The following is a 17,127-nucleotide window of genomic DNA, read 5'->3' on the forward strand; positions in this document are numbered from 1 at the left end:
CGCGCCACCGACATCCCGCCGCGCATGTGGCCGGGATCCACACGAGTCGAGATAGATCCCGGCCAAAAGCATGCCGGGATGACGAAGGCGTAGTCCTCTGACCTGGTTGTTTCCAAGTCGATAAAAGCCTGTTTTGAATGTGCCATTGACAACTGGCGCATTGGTGGATGATTCTTGCGCTATGACGAGAACAGGGTCAATGGCGACCTTCGGATCGGCGGTGGTACCCGTGGCGGCCTCGCGACAAGCGCGGCTGGCGGCATCGGCGTCGGTGGTCGGCCTGCGACGGATCAATGGACTGCTGCCACCCAATCGGGTGGGCATCGCGGCGGGCCGCGGACTGATCGCCGGGGTGATGGCGGCCTTCGGGCCGGTATTGCCGGGCACCCGGGTCACCCCGGTGCGATCGGGCGCGGTGCGCGGCGAATGGGTGCGCGCGGCCGGAGTCGCCCAGGGCGATAAGGCCATCTATTACATTCACGGCAGCGGCTATGTGGTGTGCTCGGCGCGCACGCATCGCGGACTGGCCTCGCGACTGTCGAAAATCACCGGGCTGCCGGTCTTTCTGATCGACTACCGGCTCGCGCCCGAACACCGGTTTCCGGCCGCGGCCGACGATGTCGAGGCCGGATACCGGTGGCTGCTCGACAATGGTTACCGCGCAGAGGATCTGGTGATCGGCGGGGATTCCGCGGGCGGACATCTGGCGCTGGATCTGCTGCTACAGAATCTGCGCGGCGATATCGCCCAGCCCGCGGGGGTTTTCATGTACTCCCCGGTCATGGATCTCACGCTGACCCTCGCCGAGGTGCGGGATCGCAAGCTCGCGGATCCCATGGCACCGGCACCGGTGGGCCGCCGCCTGATCGAGCTCTATACCGAAGGGCAGCAGCAGGATTCGCCACGCCTGCGGTTGACCATCCCGGACGGTGCGAAACTGCCGCCGCTGCTGGTGCAGTCCAGCGCGGGGGAGATGCTCGCCGATGACGCGCGGCATCTGCACGATATGGCCACGGCCGCCGGGGTGCCGTGCGAACTCGAACTCTGGCCCGGTCGCATTCACGTCTTCCAGGCGCTGCCGCTGCTGGTGCCCGAGGCGGCGGATGCGCTGCGGCGCACCCGGCAGTTCATCCACGCGGCGCTGGAACAGGCGCGACTCCAGGCGAAAGCGAGCTGATCATGGGAATTCTCGACGGTGTGCTGCCGGTCTTCGGGCCGCGCCGCACGCACGATGCCAAGGCCGTGGTCACCGGCGCGGGCAGCGGTATCGGTCGCGCCTTCGCACTCGAAATCGCTTCGCGCGGTGGGGAAGTGCTCTGCGCCGATATCGACAAGGATCGCGCGGATGAGACGGTCGAACTGATTCGCCGCACGCACGGCCGGGCCGCGCACGCGGTGTTCTGCGATGTCTCCCGGCGCGAGGATGTGGAAAGCCTGGCCGCGCACGCCCAACTCGTGTTCGGCGGACCACCCACCCTGGTGATCAATAACGCCGGTGTCGGCATTGGTGGAAAGCCGGTGGGCGGCATCGGATTCGACGATTGGGAATGGGCGCTCGGCATCAACCTTTGGGGTGTGGTGCACGGCTGCGAGGTGTTCGCACCGCTGCTGCGCACCGCCGGGCACGGCGGCATCATCAATGTCGCCTCCGCCGCGGGCTTCGCCGCCGCGCCGGGGATGGCCGTCTACAACGTATCCAAGGCCGGGGTGATGTCCCTGTCCGAGACCTTGGCCGCCGAACTCTCCGGCAGCGGTATCGCGGTCACCGTGCTGTGCCCGACCTTCGTCAAGACCAATGTGGTGCGGGACGGCCGAATCGGTTCGGCCTCTTCACGACTCGCGGACGAGCTGATGCGCTGGACCGGGTTCTCACCCGAACGCGTCGCGCGCACCACCCTCGACGCCCACGATCACGGCCGCCTCTATGTGCTGCCGCAGCTGGACGCGCACGCCGTCTGGCTGCTCAAGCGCACCTTCCCGGCCGTATACACCCATGCCCTCGGCGTACTGAACCGTGTTCTACCGCAGAACGATTCGGTCGCCGCACCCGTCAAGACAGGAGTCTGACATGCCTTTCGACTTCGACAATATGCTCGGCAAGATCGCGTCCAAGCAGTGGGCGCTGGCCGATATCGAATGGGACGCACCGGGAGCCGAACTCATCGAGCCCGAGCTGCACGCCAAACTCAAGCCGTTCATGGCCGATCTCATGTGGATCGAGAATGTCGGCGCGCGCGGCTTCGCCGCCATGGCGCAGAAGGCCCCGACCGAGACGCTCAAGCAGATCTACAAGTACTTCCACGCCGAGGAGCAGCGGCACGCCAATGCCGAACTGGCGCTGATGCGCCGGTGGGGCATGCTCGACGGGGATGAGATTCCCGAGCCGAATATCAATGTCAAGCTGGTGATCGACTTCCTGGACAAGCATGCCGACGATATGTCGCTCTCGTTCCTGGGCACCGTGATTCCCATGCTCGAGGTCGCCCTGGACGGCGCGCTGATCAAGTTCATCACCGATGAGATCAGCGATCCGGTCGCGCAGGAGGTCTTCAAGAAGATCAATGCCGACGAATCCCGGCATCTGGCAACCGATTACGCGGTGATGGAATTGCTCGGGCATTCCACCGCGCGCAAGCTCGCCATCGATCTGGTGGGCGGCTGGGCCAAACCGTCCTTCATCGTCGGCGTGCTCAGCTATGTGCCGCTGCTGAACAAGATGCGCGACAATATCGTCGAGATGGGCGTCGATGAGGAGAAGCTGTACGCCGCCATGCGCCGCTTCCGTTCGGTCGGGGAACGCGCGCCGATCGCCAATCGCGTGCCCATGTACCGAATCGTCAAAATGCATGCCAACTGGGTGATCAACCGGGACCACCCGTACCACCTGTTCGCCGATGCGATGGTCAAGGTGACCTCGCGCATTCCCGAACGCTTCCTCGGGCCGCAGCCGACCTGGTCCAAGGAACTCACCTACGAGCCCGTCGCATGAGCGAGCGTAGCGAGCGTCCTGTGCGCACAGCCGCGGCGAGCAAGCCACTGGATGTGGCGATCATCGGGGCCGGATTCGCGGGGATCGGCGCGGCTATTCGGCTGCGGCAGAAGGGGATCACGGATTTCGCGATCTTCGAGCGCGATACCCGGGTGGGCGGCACCTGGCGGGACAACACCTATCCCGGTGCGGCGTGCGATATTCCGTCGCGCCTGTACTCGTACGCGTTCGCGCCCAACCCGGATTGGTCGCACACCTACTCCGGCAGCGGTGAGATCCTCGGGTACATCGAATCCATGGTGGCGGAGTTCGGTATCGGGCCGAGTATTCGGTTCGAGCACACCGTCACCGGTCTGGACTTCGACGAGATGACCGGGCTGTGGGAACTGTCGTTCACCAAGGGGCGGCGAAAGGTGAAGGCGCGCAGCGTGGTCGTGGCCTCGGGTCCGCTCTCCAATGCCAGCCTGCCGAATATCCCGGGCATCGACGACTATGAGGGTCACAAGATCCACAGCGCGCGCTGGGATCACGACTACGACTTCACCGGTAAGAAGGTCGCCGTCGTCGGTACCGGAGCCAGTGCGGTGCAGATCATTCCGGAGCTGGTCGACAAGGCCGCCTCGGTGAAGGTCTTCCAGCGCACGCCCGGCTGGGTGCTGCCGCGGGTGAACCGGCGCACCAATGCGGTGACCAGGCAGCTGTACCGGCAGGCCCCGATCACCCAGAAGCTGGCGCGCGACGCCTGGTTCTGGGGGCATGAATCGGTGGCGCTGGGCGTGGTGTGGAATACCCCGCTGACCCGGGTGGTGGAGCGGGTCGCACTGCTGCACTTGCGATCTCAGGTGAGCGATCCGTGGATGCGGCGTCAGCTCACCCCGGATTTCCGGGCGGGCTGCAAGCGGCTGCTGATCAGCAATGACTACTACCCGGCCCTGCAGAAGGACAACTGCAAGCTGGTCACCTGGCCCATCGCGCAGCTGTCCCCGCGGGGGATTCGCACCGCCGAGGGTATCGAGCATCAATTCGACGCCATCGTCTTCGCCACCGGATTCGATATCTCCAAGGCGGGTGCGCCGATTCCGATCACCGGCCGGGACGGTCGCGTGCTCGGCGACGAATGGAGCAGGGGCGCATACGCTTTCAAGAGCGTGGCGGTCGAGGGCTATCCGAATCTGTTCCTGACCTTCGGACCCAACTCCGGGCCCGGGCACAATTCGGCGCTGGTCTACATGGAGGCGCAGATCGAGTATCTGAGCGATGCCATCGGTCTGCTGCTCGACCGCGATCTGCGCATGCTCGAGGTGCGCCGCGATCGACAGGACGCGTACAACGCGCGGATTCAGCGGCGGCTGGAATCCACCACCTGGAATTCCGGTTGCAGCAGCTGGTATCTCACCGAGGACGGCTTCAACGCCACCATGTACCCGGGCTTCGGCACCCAGTACGTGCGCCAGCTCGCGCGCGTCGAACTCGGCGATTACGTCCTCACGCCCCGGGACGCCGCGCGTGCCCCGGGTGCCGACCGTGGAATCGCCGTCTCGCTCGGCTAATGTCGACACGACATGGACCGGCTATCGGGAAACGGGGAGGGCGAGACCAGGATGGCGGACTACCGCATCGATGATCTCGCCCGCGCCGCCGGGACCACCAGCCGCAATGTGCGCGCCTATCAGGAACGCGGCCTGCTCACCACGCCCACGCGGCGAGCGGGCCGCGCCCTGATCTACGACGATTCGCACCTGGCACGGCTCAAGATCATCGACGCGCTGCTGCAACGCGGGTTCACCACCGCGCATATCGGCGATTTCATCACCAGCTGGGAGACCGGCAAGGATCTGTCCGAAGTGCTCGGACTCCAGCAGGCCGTCACCGCCACCTGGGGCAAAACCGAAGAGCCACTGGAAGTTCCGCGCGAACTGATGGACAGCTTCCTGGGTGAGGGCGATACCGCGCCCGTCACCGCCGAAGAACTGGACCGCCTCGCCGAGGTGGGGCTGGCCCGCCTGCACGAAGAGACCATCGAATTCACCCAGCCCGAATTGCTGGCGACCTTCGCCGCGCTGCACGGCTACGGCTACGGCCTCACCGGGCTGATCGACGTCTACGCCGCGGTGGTCGAACGGGTGGAGAACATCGCCCGCCTCATGGTCGTCTCGGCGAAGGATCAGATCGTCGCCGACCACGGTCCGGGCTGGCTGCCCGACACCGACTCCGAGGTCGCCGCGCTCACCAAAATGCTCAACCATCTCCGCGAATTGGGCGTTACGGCAGTGCAAACCAGCCTCGCCCAAGCCCTGGACCGGGTCCTGCAATCCGAACTCGGCGCGTACCTCGAGACCGCGGCCGAACAGCGCGGCACGCCCAAGCCGCCGGACTGAATTCGCGGATTCCGTACCCGGGCGGCGGGGTGATTAGCGAATCGAACGGGTTGGTAGTTTGGCTCGGTGAGCCAAGTGAGCGAGACGACCCGGACCGATGCGGCGGCGACGGGCGAACCGGTGGCAACGCCCGCGTACTTCCTGCCGGTCGGGCCGGTCGAGGACGGGTACGAGCGCTATCTGGCCACCGAATCGACGGTGAGCGTGTGGGCGCACACCATGCAGCACGGTGCGCCGCCCTCGGCGCTGCTGGCTCGGGCGGTGGAGCGGTGCGCGCCCCGCGAGGGCATGCGGGTCACCCGCCTGACCATGGAGATTCTCGGGCCGATTCCGGTCGCGGAGATCGATGTGCGGGCCTGGGTGGAGCGGCCCGGTAAGCGCATCGAACTGGTCGCCGCCGAGCTCGCGGCGCTGCTGCCCGACGGCACCCGGCGGGTGGTGGCCAAAGCGAGCGCCTGGCGCATCGCGACCACCGATACCGCGAGCGTCGCGCTGACCGCAGACGCCCCGCTACCGCCGATTCCACCGTCCGCGCAGATCGGCTGGGACATTCCGGTGGGCTGGGATGTGGGCTATGTGCGGACCGTCGATATTCGCGCACTGCCGGATTCCGGTGGGGCGCGCCATGTTTGGGTGCGCTCGCACAGCGCGGTCGTCGACGGTGAGCCGGTGACGCCGCTGGGCACCGTGTTCGCGGTCGCCGATCTCGCCAATGGTATTGGCGCGCAACTCGATCCGGCGAAGTACACCTTCCTCAACACCGATCTCACCGTGGATCTGTTCCGTCTCCCGGTGAGCGAGTGGATCGGACTGTCGGTCGCCACCTCCATCGGACCGGACGGCGTGGGCATGTGCTCCACCGTGCTGCACGACGAACATGGGCCGATCGGCCGCGCCCTGCAAATCCTCGAGGTGCGCGCCCGGGACTGACCGGTTCGCACCCGCCGCAGCGGGATTGCCGGGTTGTCGGCGATCCCGCCGGTAAGGTCTGGCCTGCTACTGATCACCCGGGTGTGCGGTCATTGACAGTGTGGTGTTTGCGCTGGCCTGGGCCGGGTAGTCGGGATTCTGCGGGGTCTGGACTTGGAGGTCGGGATGGCTCAGGTGGCGGACGGGGTGGTGCGGACACTGGTACCGGCGCGGATAGACCGGTTGCCGTGGTCCAGATTTCACACCCGGCTGGTGGTGGCGCTCGGCGTGGCGTGGGTGCTGGACGGGCTGGAGATCACCGTCGCCAGCGCGGTCGCCGATACGCTGACCAAACCCGAGACGCTGAATATGTCCTCGGCGGCGGTCGGCCTGATCGCGACGGTGTACCTCGCCGGAGAAGTGGTGGGGGCGTTGCTGTTCGGGCATCTGTCCGATCGGCTGGGGCGGCGCAATCTGTTCATGGTGACCCTGGCGATCTATCTGATCGGCAGCGGGCTCACTGCCCTCACCCTGGGCAACGGGGCGGGCTGGGTGGCGTTCCTGTACATCACGCGGTTCATCGCCGGTATGGGCATCGGTGGTGAGTACGCGGCGATCAACTCCGCCATCGACGAACTGATTCCGGCGCGATATCGCGGACGAGTCGATATCGCCGTCAATGGAACCTATTGGGCCGGAGCGATTATCGGCACCATCGGCACCTACATTCTGCTCAATCATATGAGCCTGTCGCTGGGCTGGCGGCTGGGCTTCCTGATCGGCCCGGTGCTCGGATTGGTGATTCTGCTGGTGCGCCGGCATCTGCCGGAAAGCCCGCGCTGGCAGATCATGCACGGCCGGGCGGAAGCGGCGGAGAAATCCATCGCCGAAATCGAGCACGAGGTCGAGGCCGCGGGGAAAACGCTTCCGGCGGTGGATGAATCGAAGGCGATGGAGGTGAAACCGGCGACCCAGATCGGTTTCGTCGCGCTCACCCGGGTGCTGTTCAGTGAATATCCGCGGCGCGCCATTCTCGGGGCCACACTGATGATCAGCCAGTCATTCCTGTACAACTCGATCTTCTTCACCTACACGCTGGTGCTCGGCAAGTTCTACGGTGTCCCGTCCGAATCCACCCCGATCTACCTGATCGCTTTCGCGGTGGGAAATCTATTGGGGCCGTTGACCATCGGCCACCTCTTCGACACCATCGGCAGACGCACCATGATCTCGGGCACCTATCTGCTCTCGGGTGTGCTGCTGGCCATTTCGGCGGGACTGTTCTACGCCGACGTCCTCAATGCCATCACCCAGACCATCTGCTGGTGCGTCATCTTCTTCTTCGCCTCGGCCGGCGCGAGCGCCGCCTACCTCACCGTGAGCGAGATCTTCCCGCTCGAGGTGCGCGCCAAGGCGATCGCCGTATTCTTCGCCATCGCACAGTGTTTCGGCGCGCTCGGCCCGGTCATCTACGGTGCGCTGATCGGCGACGGTTCCTATCCGGGCCGCCTGGCCATCGGTTATCTGCTGGGCGCCGCGGTCATGATCACGGGCGGGCTGGTGGCCCGGGCGCTGGCGGTGGACGCGGAAGGCCGCTCGCTCGAGGATATCGCGCTGCCGCTCGCCGCGACCGGCCGCAAGAGCGGCACTCGCGCCGAGGGTGCGGGTTCGCCGTTCTCGACCTAGCACAGAATCGACGAACCGGGGCCTGAGAGATTACTGGGGATCGTCATGGAGGTTACCGGGAGAATCGCTCAGGGTATCGGATGTTCGCTTGCGGGGCAGTACTTTTCGAGAGTCCTCATCAGACACTCCGAAATTCACGCACTGCTCGAAAGGTTTCGTAATGCTTCTGGCACTTCTGTTCGCGGGGCTTTGCTCCGGTAGCGCCATTGCCGCCGGTGCAACGGGTAGCGCCGCCGCAACGGTGGGCAACATCTGACTTGCCGCGGCGTCAGCCGCTGACAAGAGGACGCCGGTAGGGGAAGTAGGGATCCGCTACCGGCGTCTTTCAGTGGCGGAGGAGTGTCCTACCGAATCGGCGCGGGCGGACCGATAGCGTCGTGGTATGGACTCGCTCGTGCAGCGAATACTCGGATTCTCGCCGGTGTGGACCTACCTGGTGGTCGGGCTGCTGGTATTCGCCGAGGAGGCGATGGTATTCGGGCTGCTGGTGCCCGGCGATACCGCCGCCATTCTGGCCGGGGTGGCCGCGAGTCAGGGACATTTGAATCTGGGCGTCACGCTGGCATTGGTGGTGCTGTCGGCGGTGGTCGGCGCGAGTATCGGATTCATCATCGGAAAGATCTATGGCGCGCGGGTATTGGAATGGGAGATCCTGCGCCGCTATCGCAAGAATTTCGACAGGACGGGAGATTTCCTGCAACGGCGCGGCGGCTGGGCAATCGTCCTGGGCCGTTTCAGCGCCTTCTTCCGGACCATGCTCCCGCAATTGGTCGGCATGTCCGCGATGCCGTACGCACGCTTCCTCGCCGCCAGTTTCGCGGGCGCGCTGCTGTGGGGAGCGGCCCTGGTCATGGCGGGCTATCTGGTGGGCCAATCGTTTACGGTGATCGCCAGGGAAATCGACTCCGGCCTCGCGATCATCATCCCGGTACTGGCACTGCTCGCGTTCGGCTACTGGAAGTGGCGGCAACACCGGAATGCCGCGGATGCGGTGTCCGAGGCCTGCGAGCCGGAGACCATCGAACAGAATTAGGGCGCGGCCATGGCATCGCGCACCGTGGTCTCCGGTTGGCCCGAAGACCTGGGCTCTGGGCGGAAAAGGATCGAGTACACCGCCTTGGTGGCGGCCAATTGGTCACGAAGCCAACACTTCCGATAGACATCGTCATGGGTCCGGGCGGTATCGGCGACCGCGACCGCGTCGATGCCGGCCGCGCGGCACAGCGCGAGGGTGCGGGGGACGCTGAAGTCCTGGGTGACCGCGATGGCGCTGCGCACGCCGAACACATCGTGTGCGCGGACGCAGGAGTCGTAGGTGGTGAAACCGGCGCCGTCGAGCGCGATCTTGGCGGCCGGAACGCCGCGCTCGACCAGATAGGCGCGCATGGCCTCGGATTCGTGATGGCTGGCAGCGCCGTTGTCGCCGCTGACCAGGATCGCCTTGACCTTGCCGGCTGCCAGGAGTCGGCGGCCCAGGTCCAGTCGCGCCGCGAGGTACGGCGACGGTTTGCCGGTGCGATAGACCTGTGCGCCGAACACGATGGCGATATCCGCGGGCGGGGCGGTCGCGACGTCGTATTGCAGGTTGCGGGTGGTGAGACGGATCCACGCGATCGAACCCGCTCCGACCAGGATGGCAGCGGTGACGGCGGCGGCCAGAAGCTTCGCGACGCGCCGCGGAGGCAGCCACCTCGATAGTGCGGCTCGGGTGGCGCGGGGCGCGTCGCGGACCTTCATGCCGTCAGTTTGCCCGAATTCCGCGGGGTGACGGAATCTCCTTCCGCCTGGTAGCGGCGCTGCCGATGCCCACGGAACTGGGGGCGCGGGGGTTTGTGCGAATCGGGGTGGGGTGGCGCCGGGAGGTTTGTACACTTCCGCGCAAGTGAATAGCGAACACTTCAGTTCATGATTCGAGGGTCTGCCATGAAGTCTCATGCCCCAGTCCGATCAACCCTCCGCGCGATCGCGGCCGTGATCGGTGCGTGCACAGTGATCGGCGGGGCGGTCGCGTGCGGCGGCAGCGCCGACTCGGGCGAATCGGCCGGGGAAACCTCGACCGCCGTGGCCCCGGTGACCAGTGCCGCGCCGGTGATCAGCGCCGCACCCGCGAGCACCGCGGCACCCGCGAGCACCACCGTGCCCGCACCCGCGCCGACCGAAGCGCCGGTCGCGCAACCCGTGGTGCCCGCGCAGCCGCCCGCGCCCGAACCCGTTGCGCCCGCGCCGAAACCGGTGCAGCAGCTGCCCGCTCAAACCGTCGAGAAGCCCGCGCCGCCGACCCTGGCCGTGCCCGGGTTCGAACCGCGCGCCGGATACTGAGGGAGCTGGAATTGTTCGGCAGTAGTGGGCGCTGGCTGTGCGCCGTCGCCATGACGGTCACGGCCGTCGTCACCGGGACCGGGTTCGCATCGGCCGATCCCGCGCCCGAGGGCAAAGAGCTTGTGGTACTGGGTGATTCGTACACGGCCAATAAATGGGACTTCCTCTCCGAGGAGGCCGAATGCGTGCACAGCGATACCTCGTGGCCGCAGCAGCTGGTCGGGCTCATGCGGCCCGCCGACTATTTGGACGCATCCTGTCCGGGGGCCTCGATCGACACACCACCCGGCTACACCCTCGCCATGGAAGCCCAAAAGGCCGATAAGGCAGGGGCTTTCGGGCCGCGCACCAAACTGGTGACGATGCAGATCGGGCTCAATGACCGCTGGGGCGATACGGACATGATCATGTGGTGGTCGCTGCAGAAGTGCATTCTCAACCTGGTCGACGGTTGCGGTCCGGAGGCGGCCGAACAGGGGCGGATGACCGACTATCGCGGTGTCTCGGGCGCGGTCTTCGCGCAGCGCATCAGCAATGTGGTCACCTACATCAAGTACTACGCGCCGAACGCGCGCATCGTGCTGGTCGGCTATCCGGAGTTGTTCCCGTCCGGCCAGAACACGTTGTGCATCAACCTCTTCGGCGTGGCACCGTTCATCCAGCCGCGCGGACAGGCCGCCATCGAATACCTCGATCGCATCGACCGGGCGCAGCGCGAGGCGGCCGCCCTGCTGGGGATCGACTTCCTCGATACCCGCACGCCGACCCTGGGCCACGGATTGTGTTCGGCCGACCCGTGGTTGAACGGCGTGCTGGACTATCGCACCGATATCGAAGGCCTGCCCTTCCACCCCTCCGCCCACGGTGACGCGGTCGTCGCGAACGCGGTCTACGAGAGGTACGGCCGATGACCACCACACCCGAACTCGCCGACGCGGATGACGCGGTTGTCCCGGGGACGTCCGCTCCGCACTCCGCCATCGCGACGCGGGCGGTCGCCGCATCGGCCGCGACGTCCGGAGGTGCACCGGAAAGCGTTGCGGCCCGGGCGAATCGGGAGCGGCCCGCGCTGCCGTCGTTGACCGGGGCGCGCTGGTGGGCGGCCTGCGCGGTGTTCGCGGTGCACGCGCTGGTCTTCCTGCCGGTGTATCCGTTCCAGAAGTCCGAGCTGTTCCGGACCATCCACCAGTGGTTTCCGATGCAGTTGGGCGCGGCGGGCGTCACGTTCTTCTTCGTGCTGTCCGGATTCATCATCTACTGGTCGTTCCGGCCCGGGAATTCGGTGCGCGGCTTCTACCGGCGGCGCGTGCTGAAGATCTATCCCACGCATCTGCTGGGTGCGGCGGCATTCATTGTGGCGGCGGGGGTTCCGCTGCACCGGCTGGTGGTGTGGGCGCCGAATCTGCTGCTCATCCACACCTGGGTGCCCAAATGGACCATGGTCGGCGGGCTCAATGTGCCGTCCTGGTCGCTGGCGGCCGAGGTGCTGTTCTATCTGAGTTTCCCGCTGGCGCTACCGCTGATCCGGCGGATTCCGTCGCGGCGGCTGCTGCTGGCGATGGGCCTGCTGGTGCTGTTCGTGCTGGCGCTGCACACCGCGTTCTACCTGTGGGCGGACGGGCCCAAGGGCATCGCGAATATCTTTGTGCCCCGGCTGGTTCCGGGTGACACCTCGCCGTACTACGAACTGCACTCCTCACCCGCCTGGTTCGCCCAGCCCGATATCCCGGTCTCACCGTCGTACTGGCTGAGCTACACCTTCCCGGCCTCGCGCCTGCCGGAGTTCTACCTGGGTGTGCTGGCCGCGCGCATGGTGCTCGAAGGCCGCTGGCGCACTACGAAATTGACGGTGCCGCTGCTGGTGCTGGCGCTCTCGTACGTCGCGACCTGGGTGGTGCCGGTCAATTACAAGATGTCCGCGCTCATGCTCGCGCCCATGACGGCGGTGGTCGCCACCCTCGGCGCGCGGGATATGCACGGCATCAAGGGCATCACCTCACATCCCCGGCTGGTGTGGCTGGGGAACATCACCTTCGCGTTCTACCTCGTGCAGTTGCCGGTGATGGTGGTGATCACCCGATATCTCATCGGCGGCAGGCAATTCGGCATTCTCGGCTGGGCCGGATTCTCGCTGCTGAGCCTGGTGGTGTCGCTCGCGCTGGGCGCGCTGCTCTACCACCTGGTGGATGTGCCGATCATGCGCCGGTTCGCGGGCAGGTCCACCGCGAAACCGGTGCGGGCCGGGTGATCTCAGGCCGGTTGCACGCCGATCATCGGCAGGATGGTGCGCCGCGCGAATTCGCGTGCGGCGCGCTCATCGCCGAGCGGGATGAGCCCGTCGGGGGTGAGCGCCAGCGACTGCCCCAGGCGGGCAAGGACTTCGGCGACCAGATCGGCGTCGAAATCCGGGACGCTGCCCGATTCCTGTAGCGCGCGCAACTTCTCGGCCAGATAGGTGCGACCGACCGCCAGCACCGGACCGGCCTCGGTGGTGAGCCGGGGCAGGATCACATCGGGTTCGGTGCGCAGCAGGCGTTGCAGCAGTTTGTTATTGGCCAGATTGGTGATGAAGGCGACGAAGATCTCGACCAGCTGTTCCTCACCGGCCTGGCCATTGTGCGAGACCTCGCGGACCCGCTGATCGATCTCGGCGATGAACTGCTGCGCCTCGCGCACGCTCACCGCCTCCACCAGATCGTTCTTGGATTCGAAGCGGCGGTACAGCGTCGCCGGACTGATCCCGGCGCGACGGGCTATCTCTCCCATGCTGGTTCGCTTGATACCGAAATCCAGGAAGGCCGAGAGCGCGCTCTCCAGCAGCTGTTCGCCTTCTGCCCGCGGCTTTTCCAGAATGCGTTGCAGGATGGCGGGCACGGACGGCATCGAGTCTCCAGTCGATTCGGTTGGCATCCGCGACATTGCGGGGACCACGGCTGTGGCGGGAAAGATCAACCCGCATTATCGCATCGCGGTACGGGTACCGGACGCTCGCCGTGAACCTACTGTCCAGTTACTGGACGTTCAGTGCGCTCATCTCGCGCTCGATCGCATTGGCGGCGAAATCGATTCCATTGGAACGCAATTCGTGGACCCGCCGCTGCAATGCCTCGATGCCCCCCGGCTGGGCCGCGATATCGGCCACGCTGATCGGCCGTCGGTGTATACCGTTCTGCTCGTACAACACCGTATGAAACCTCCTGCTAGCGCACAGCACGCACCCGGCAAGCGGCGGCACAGCCCGGGCCGCCGGGAACGCTTCGACGAATGCTAACAGCGGGCCATATGGTCGCTTGTTCAGTGTGGGGGGTATCACACACCCCCTCCGGTCACACCTCTTGACCGTTGCGGTGCAGGCTCGTGTTGTGCAGGTACACGGCCGCATTCAGCCGAATGCGATCCAGCTCGGCCTCGCCCAATTCGCGGCGCACCTTGCCGGGCACACCCGCCACCAGCGAGCCGGGCGGGATCTGCGCGCCCTCGGGAATCAGCGCGTTCGCCGCGATCAGGCTGCCCGCGCCGATCACCGCGCCGTTGAGCACGGTCGCACCCATCCCGACCAGCACATCGTCACCCACGGTGCAGCCGTGCAGAATCGCATTGTGCCCCACCGAAACCCCCGCTCCGACCGTGCACGGGAAGCCGGGATCGGCATGCAGCACCGAACCGTCCTGGATATTCGAACCCTTGCCGACGGAGATGTCCTCCAGGTCGCCGCGCAGCACGGCCGAGTACCACACGCTCACATCGGCTTCCAGCTTCACCCGGCCGATCACGGTGGCATTGGGCGCGATCCACGCGCTCTCGTCGATCTGGGGCGCGTTATCGCCGAGCTGAATCTTCATGATCGAGAACTTACGGCGGTGCGCCGGAACTGTGTCCGGTGGGTCGCCGGGCTGGTGCCCAACTGGCGATGGAAATGATGGCGGAGATTGACCGCGGTGCCCAGACCCGACTCCGCGGCGATGCGGTCCATGGTGTCGTCGGTGGATTCCAGCAACAGGCGAGCACGGTCCAGGCGCTGTTGCAGCAACCACTGCTGCGGGCTGGAACCGGTGCGCTCGCGGAAGCGGCGGGTGAAGGTGCGGCGCGACATGAGCGCGGTGCGGGCCCAGGTGTCCAGATCCACGGGTTCGTCGAGATGTGTTCGCGCCCAGACCATGGCGTGTTCGAGCGGATCGTCGTCCATGGCCTCGGGCACGGCCACCGGAATGAACTGGGCCTGGGAGCCACTGCGGTGCGGGGCCAGCACCAGGGCGCGGGCGAGTTCGGTGGCGTGCCGGCTGCCCAGATCACTGCGCACCACATGCAGGCAGCAGTCCAGGGCCGCGGCCACCCCGGCGGAGGTGATCAGATCGCCGTGATCGGACCACAGGCTGTCGGCGCGCACCCGCACGGCCGGATAGGCGCGGGCCAAATCGTCGGCGGCGGACCAGTGCGTGGTGATCTCGCGCCCGTCGGCCAGGCCGCTGGCCGCGATGGCCCACGCGCCCAGACACAGTCCGACGATGCGGGAACCGTTGGCGTGCGCCCGGCGCAGTGCCGCGCGCGTCGGTTCGGTGAGCTGCCGATCGCGTTCCCAGCTCGGAATGACGATCGTCTCCGCGCGCTCCAGGGTGTCCAGGCCGTGCTGCACGATGATGTCGAAACCCGCTGGGGTGGACAGGATTCCGGGTTGTTCGGCGCATACGTCCACCCGGTAGCACGCCGCACCGCCCACACCGGCCCGGCCGAACACCAGGGTCGGCACCGACAGGTGGAACGGGCTGATGCCCTCGAACGCCAGCACCGCTACGGAACGCATGGCCCGATCTTATCGATAACCGGCCTTCGGGCCACTGTTGCGGTGGATCGGCCCGGAGCAAGCTCATTCTCATGACGAACACGATCGAAACCACCGCCACCATCGACATCCTGCACATCGGCGGACCCACCGTGCGGTTGCGCTATGGCAATCTCACCTGGCTGACCGATCCCACGTTCGACGCGCCCGGCGATTACCCCGGGCCGATCACCCTGCACAAGCTCACCGGTCCCGCCGTCTCCGCCGAGCAGGTCGGGCCGGTGGACGTGGTGCTGCTCTCACACGATCAGCACGCCGACAACCTGGACAACTCCGGGCGCGAATTCCTCGGCACCGTGGCGCGGGTGCTGTCCACCAACGATGCCGCCGGACGCCTGGAAGGCGTTCAGGGACTGGCGAATTGGGAATCGGTGCGCATCGGCGACGTCACGGTGACGGGGGTGCCCGCCCTGCACGGGCCCGAAGGCGCGGAAGCGTTCTCCGGGGTCGTCACCGGATTCATCCTCCAGGGCGAGGGACTGCCGACCGTCTACGTCTCCGGCGATAACGCCTCGGTCGAATTGGTGCAGCAGATCGCCGATCGCATCGGGCGGATCGACGCGGCGATCCTGTTCGTCGGCGCGGCCAATGTGGAACGCTACGGGGACAGCGATGTCACGCTCAACGGGCGCAGCGCGGTGCGCGCGGCGAAGGCGCTCGGCGACGCGGTCATCGTGCCCGTGCACGGTGAGGGCTGGGGGCACTTCTCCGAATCCCTGGATTACCTCGCCCGCAATTTCGAGTACGCGGGCCGCGCCGATCAGCTGCGCATCCCCACCCCGGGTGAAACCCTCACCCTCGCGACCCGCTGACCGATTCGCTCCGTGGCGTTCACGCAGGTGAGGCCGTACGTGCGACACGATGGCGGTATGCGAATCGGGGTACCGAAGGAAGTCAAGGAGCAGGAATTCCGGGTGGCGCTCACCCCGGCCGGAGCCGGGGAGCTGGTGCGCGGCGGACACGAGGTGCTTATCGAAACCGGGGCCGGCATCGGCTCCGGTTTTCCGGACGCCGACTACCTCGGGGTCGGTGCGCGCACCCTGCCCACCGCCGATGAGATCTGGGCCGCGGCCGATCTCATCCTGAAGGTGAAAGAACCGATCGCCCAGGAGTATTCGCGCATGCGGCGCGGGCAGACGCTGTTCACGTTCCTGCATCTGGCGGCGTCGCGGGAATGCACCGAGGCGATCCTGAGCTCCGGGATCACCGCCATCGCCTACGAGACGGTGCGCGCCGCGGACGGATCGCTGCCCCTGCTCGCACCCATGAGTGAGGTCGCGGGCAAGCTCGGCACCCAGGTCGGGGCGTATCAGCTGATGTCACCGCAGGGCGGGGAAGGGGTGCTGCTGGGCGGGGTTCCGGGCGTGCGGCCCGCCGATGTGGTGGTGCTCGGCGGCGGGGTCGCCGGGGTCAATGCCGCGAGCGTCGCGGTCGGCATGGGGGCGCGAGTCACGGTGCTGGACACCAATATCGCGCGATTGCGGGAACTCGACGCGCGTTTCGCCGGACGCGTCACCACCATCGGATCCAATGCGGCCGAGGTCGAAAAAGCCGTTCCGGCAGCGGATCTGGTGATCGGCGCGGTGCTGGTGCCGGGCGCTCGCGCGCCGAAGCTGGTGCCGGACAGTCTCGTCGCGCTCATGCGCCCGGGGTCGGTACTGGTGGATATCGCCATCGACCAGGGCGGCTGCTTCCAGAGCTCACATCCCACCACCCATGCGAAACCCACCTTCCCGGTGGCGAATTCGCTGTTCTACTGCGTGGCGAATATGCCCGGTGCGGTACCGCACACCTCCACGGTGGCGCTCACCAACGCCACGCTGCCGTATGTGCACGCCATCGCGGATCGGGGCTGGCGCGCCGCCTGCGACGCCGATCACGGCCTGGCGCAGGGACTTACCGCCGACGCGGGGGAGCTGTACTCACCCGAAGTCGCGGCCGCGCACGGCCTGCATCCGGTCGGGAACTGAACCGAGTGGGACTGCAATCGAATTCGATTGCAGTCC

Annotated in this window: 18 protein-coding genes; 13 read left to right on the plus strand and 5 right to left on the minus strand. The window is 66.5% G+C overall.

What is annotated here, in order from left to right; genetic code table 11:
* Positions 1-181: 181 nt before the first annotated feature.
* From ACFVUS_RS37945 to ACFVUS_RS37980, 8 genes are all read left to right on the plus strand, one after another.
* On the plus strand, positions 182-1,177 hold the full coding sequence (locus tag ACFVUS_RS37945; RefSeq protein WP_387778139.1) for an alpha/beta hydrolase: 996 nt from the start codon (positions 182-184) through the stop codon (positions 1,175-1,177).
* Positions 1,178-1,179: 2 nt separating this feature from the next.
* Positions 1,180-2,067 carry an SDR family NAD(P)-dependent oxidoreductase gene (locus ACFVUS_RS37950; RefSeq protein ID WP_387778142.1) on the plus strand — a complete coding sequence of 296 codons (888 nt, stop codon included), beginning with the start codon at positions 1,180-1,182 and terminating at the stop codon, positions 2,065-2,067.
* 1 nt (position 2,068) lies between these two features.
* A complete protein-coding gene (locus ACFVUS_RS37955; RefSeq protein ID WP_387778145.1) occupies positions 2,069-2,989 on the plus strand; it encodes a ferritin-like domain-containing protein in 921 nt (306 codons plus the stop codon).
* On the plus strand, positions 2,986-4,539 hold the full coding sequence (locus ACFVUS_RS37960; RefSeq protein WP_387778148.1) for a flavin-containing monooxygenase: 1,554 nt from the start codon (positions 2,986-2,988) through the stop codon (positions 4,537-4,539). The genes ACFVUS_RS37955 and ACFVUS_RS37960 overlap by 4 nt, the downstream gene beginning before the upstream one ends.
* A 12-nt stretch (positions 4,540-4,551) precedes the next feature.
* Positions 4,552-5,367, plus strand: coding sequence for a MerR family transcriptional regulator (locus tag ACFVUS_RS37965; RefSeq protein WP_387778151.1), 816 nt, complete (start codon positions 4,552-4,554; stop codon positions 5,365-5,367).
* 120 nt (positions 5,368-5,487) lie between these two features.
* On the plus strand, positions 5,488-6,297 hold the full coding sequence (locus ACFVUS_RS37970; RefSeq protein ID WP_387778600.1) for a thioesterase family protein: 810 nt from the start codon (positions 5,488-5,490) through the stop codon (positions 6,295-6,297).
* A gap of 165 nt (positions 6,298-6,462) precedes the next feature.
* Entirely contained in the window at positions 6,463-7,962 is a 1,500-nt protein-coding gene (locus tag ACFVUS_RS37975) for an MFS transporter (protein ID WP_387778154.1), read from the plus strand.
* Positions 7,963-8,344: 382 nt separating this feature from the next.
* Positions 8,345-8,995 (plus strand): DedA family protein, encoded by a 651-nt coding sequence (locus tag ACFVUS_RS37980; protein ID WP_387778157.1) that lies wholly within the window; start codon positions 8,345-8,347, stop codon positions 8,993-8,995.
* Here the strand turns inward: ACFVUS_RS37980 and ACFVUS_RS37985 are convergent.
* Complete coding sequence (locus tag ACFVUS_RS37985) at positions 8,992-9,699, minus strand: vancomycin high temperature exclusion protein (protein ID WP_387778160.1); 708 nt, start codon at positions 9,697-9,699, stop codon at positions 8,992-8,994. The genes ACFVUS_RS37980 and ACFVUS_RS37985 overlap by 4 nt on opposite strands.
* Before the next feature lie 186 nt (positions 9,700-9,885).
* On the opposite strand from ACFVUS_RS37985, the gene ACFVUS_RS37990 reads away from it, so the two are divergent.
* The 3 genes from ACFVUS_RS37990 to ACFVUS_RS38000 are packed head-to-tail and all read left to right on the plus strand — an operon-like array spanning position 9,886 to position 12,529.
* Positions 9,886-10,281, plus strand: a complete 396-nt coding sequence (locus tag ACFVUS_RS37990; protein WP_387778163.1) for a hypothetical protein — start codon at positions 9,886-9,888, stop codon at positions 10,279-10,281.
* Between the two features lie 11 nt (positions 10,282-10,292).
* Positions 10,293-11,192 carry an SGNH/GDSL hydrolase family protein gene (locus tag ACFVUS_RS37995; RefSeq protein WP_387778166.1) on the plus strand — a complete coding sequence of 300 codons (900 nt, stop codon included), beginning with the start codon at positions 10,293-10,295 and terminating at the stop codon, positions 11,190-11,192.
* The gene (locus ACFVUS_RS38000) at positions 11,189-12,529 is read left to right on the plus strand and encodes an acyltransferase family protein (protein ID WP_387778169.1); all 1,341 of its coding nucleotides are present in this window, start codon (positions 11,189-11,191) and stop codon (positions 12,527-12,529) included. The genes ACFVUS_RS37995 and ACFVUS_RS38000 overlap by 4 nt, the downstream gene beginning before the upstream one ends.
* A 2-nt stretch (positions 12,530-12,531) precedes the next feature.
* Here ACFVUS_RS38000 and ACFVUS_RS38005 read toward each other — a convergent pair whose 3' ends face one another.
* The 4 genes from ACFVUS_RS38005 to ACFVUS_RS38020 all read right to left on the minus strand — a co-directional run bounded on the left by ACFVUS_RS38005 (position 12,532) and on the right by ACFVUS_RS38020 (position 15,082).
* Positions 12,532-13,164 carry a TetR/AcrR family transcriptional regulator gene (locus tag ACFVUS_RS38005; RefSeq protein WP_387778172.1) on the minus strand — a complete coding sequence of 211 codons (633 nt, stop codon included), beginning with the start codon at positions 13,162-13,164 and terminating at the stop codon, positions 12,532-12,534.
* A 127-nt stretch (positions 13,165-13,291) separates the two neighbouring features.
* Positions 13,292-13,465, minus strand: a complete 174-nt coding sequence (locus ACFVUS_RS38010; RefSeq protein ID WP_364638098.1) for a hypothetical protein — start codon at positions 13,463-13,465, stop codon at positions 13,292-13,294.
* Between the two features lie 142 nt (positions 13,466-13,607).
* Positions 13,608-14,123, minus strand: coding sequence for a gamma carbonic anhydrase family protein (locus ACFVUS_RS38015; RefSeq protein WP_364638095.1), 516 nt, complete (start codon positions 14,121-14,123; stop codon positions 13,608-13,610).
* A complete protein-coding gene (locus ACFVUS_RS38020) occupies positions 14,120-15,082 on the minus strand; it encodes a GlxA family transcriptional regulator (protein WP_387778176.1) in 963 nt (320 codons plus the stop codon). The genes ACFVUS_RS38015 and ACFVUS_RS38020 overlap by 4 nt, the downstream gene beginning before the upstream one ends.
* A 71-nt stretch (positions 15,083-15,153) precedes the next feature.
* On the opposite strand from ACFVUS_RS38020, the gene ACFVUS_RS38025 reads away from it, so the two are divergent.
* Together ACFVUS_RS38025 and ald are read left to right on the plus strand one after the other, a co-directional pair.
* Entirely contained in the window at positions 15,154-15,933 is a 780-nt protein-coding gene (locus ACFVUS_RS38025; protein ID WP_387778179.1) for an MBL fold metallo-hydrolase, read from the plus strand.
* Positions 15,934-15,990: 57 nt separating this feature from the next.
* Positions 15,991-17,091 carry an alanine dehydrogenase gene (ald, locus tag ACFVUS_RS38030; RefSeq protein ID WP_387778182.1) on the plus strand — a complete coding sequence of 367 codons (1,101 nt, stop codon included), beginning with the start codon at positions 15,991-15,993 and terminating at the stop codon, positions 17,089-17,091.
* Positions 17,092-17,127: the final 36 nt, after the last annotated feature.

The sequence above is a fragment of the Nocardia sp. NPDC058058 genome (assembly GCF_042885355.1).
Lineage (GTDB): Bacteria > Actinomycetota > Actinomycetes > Mycobacteriales > Mycobacteriaceae > Nocardia.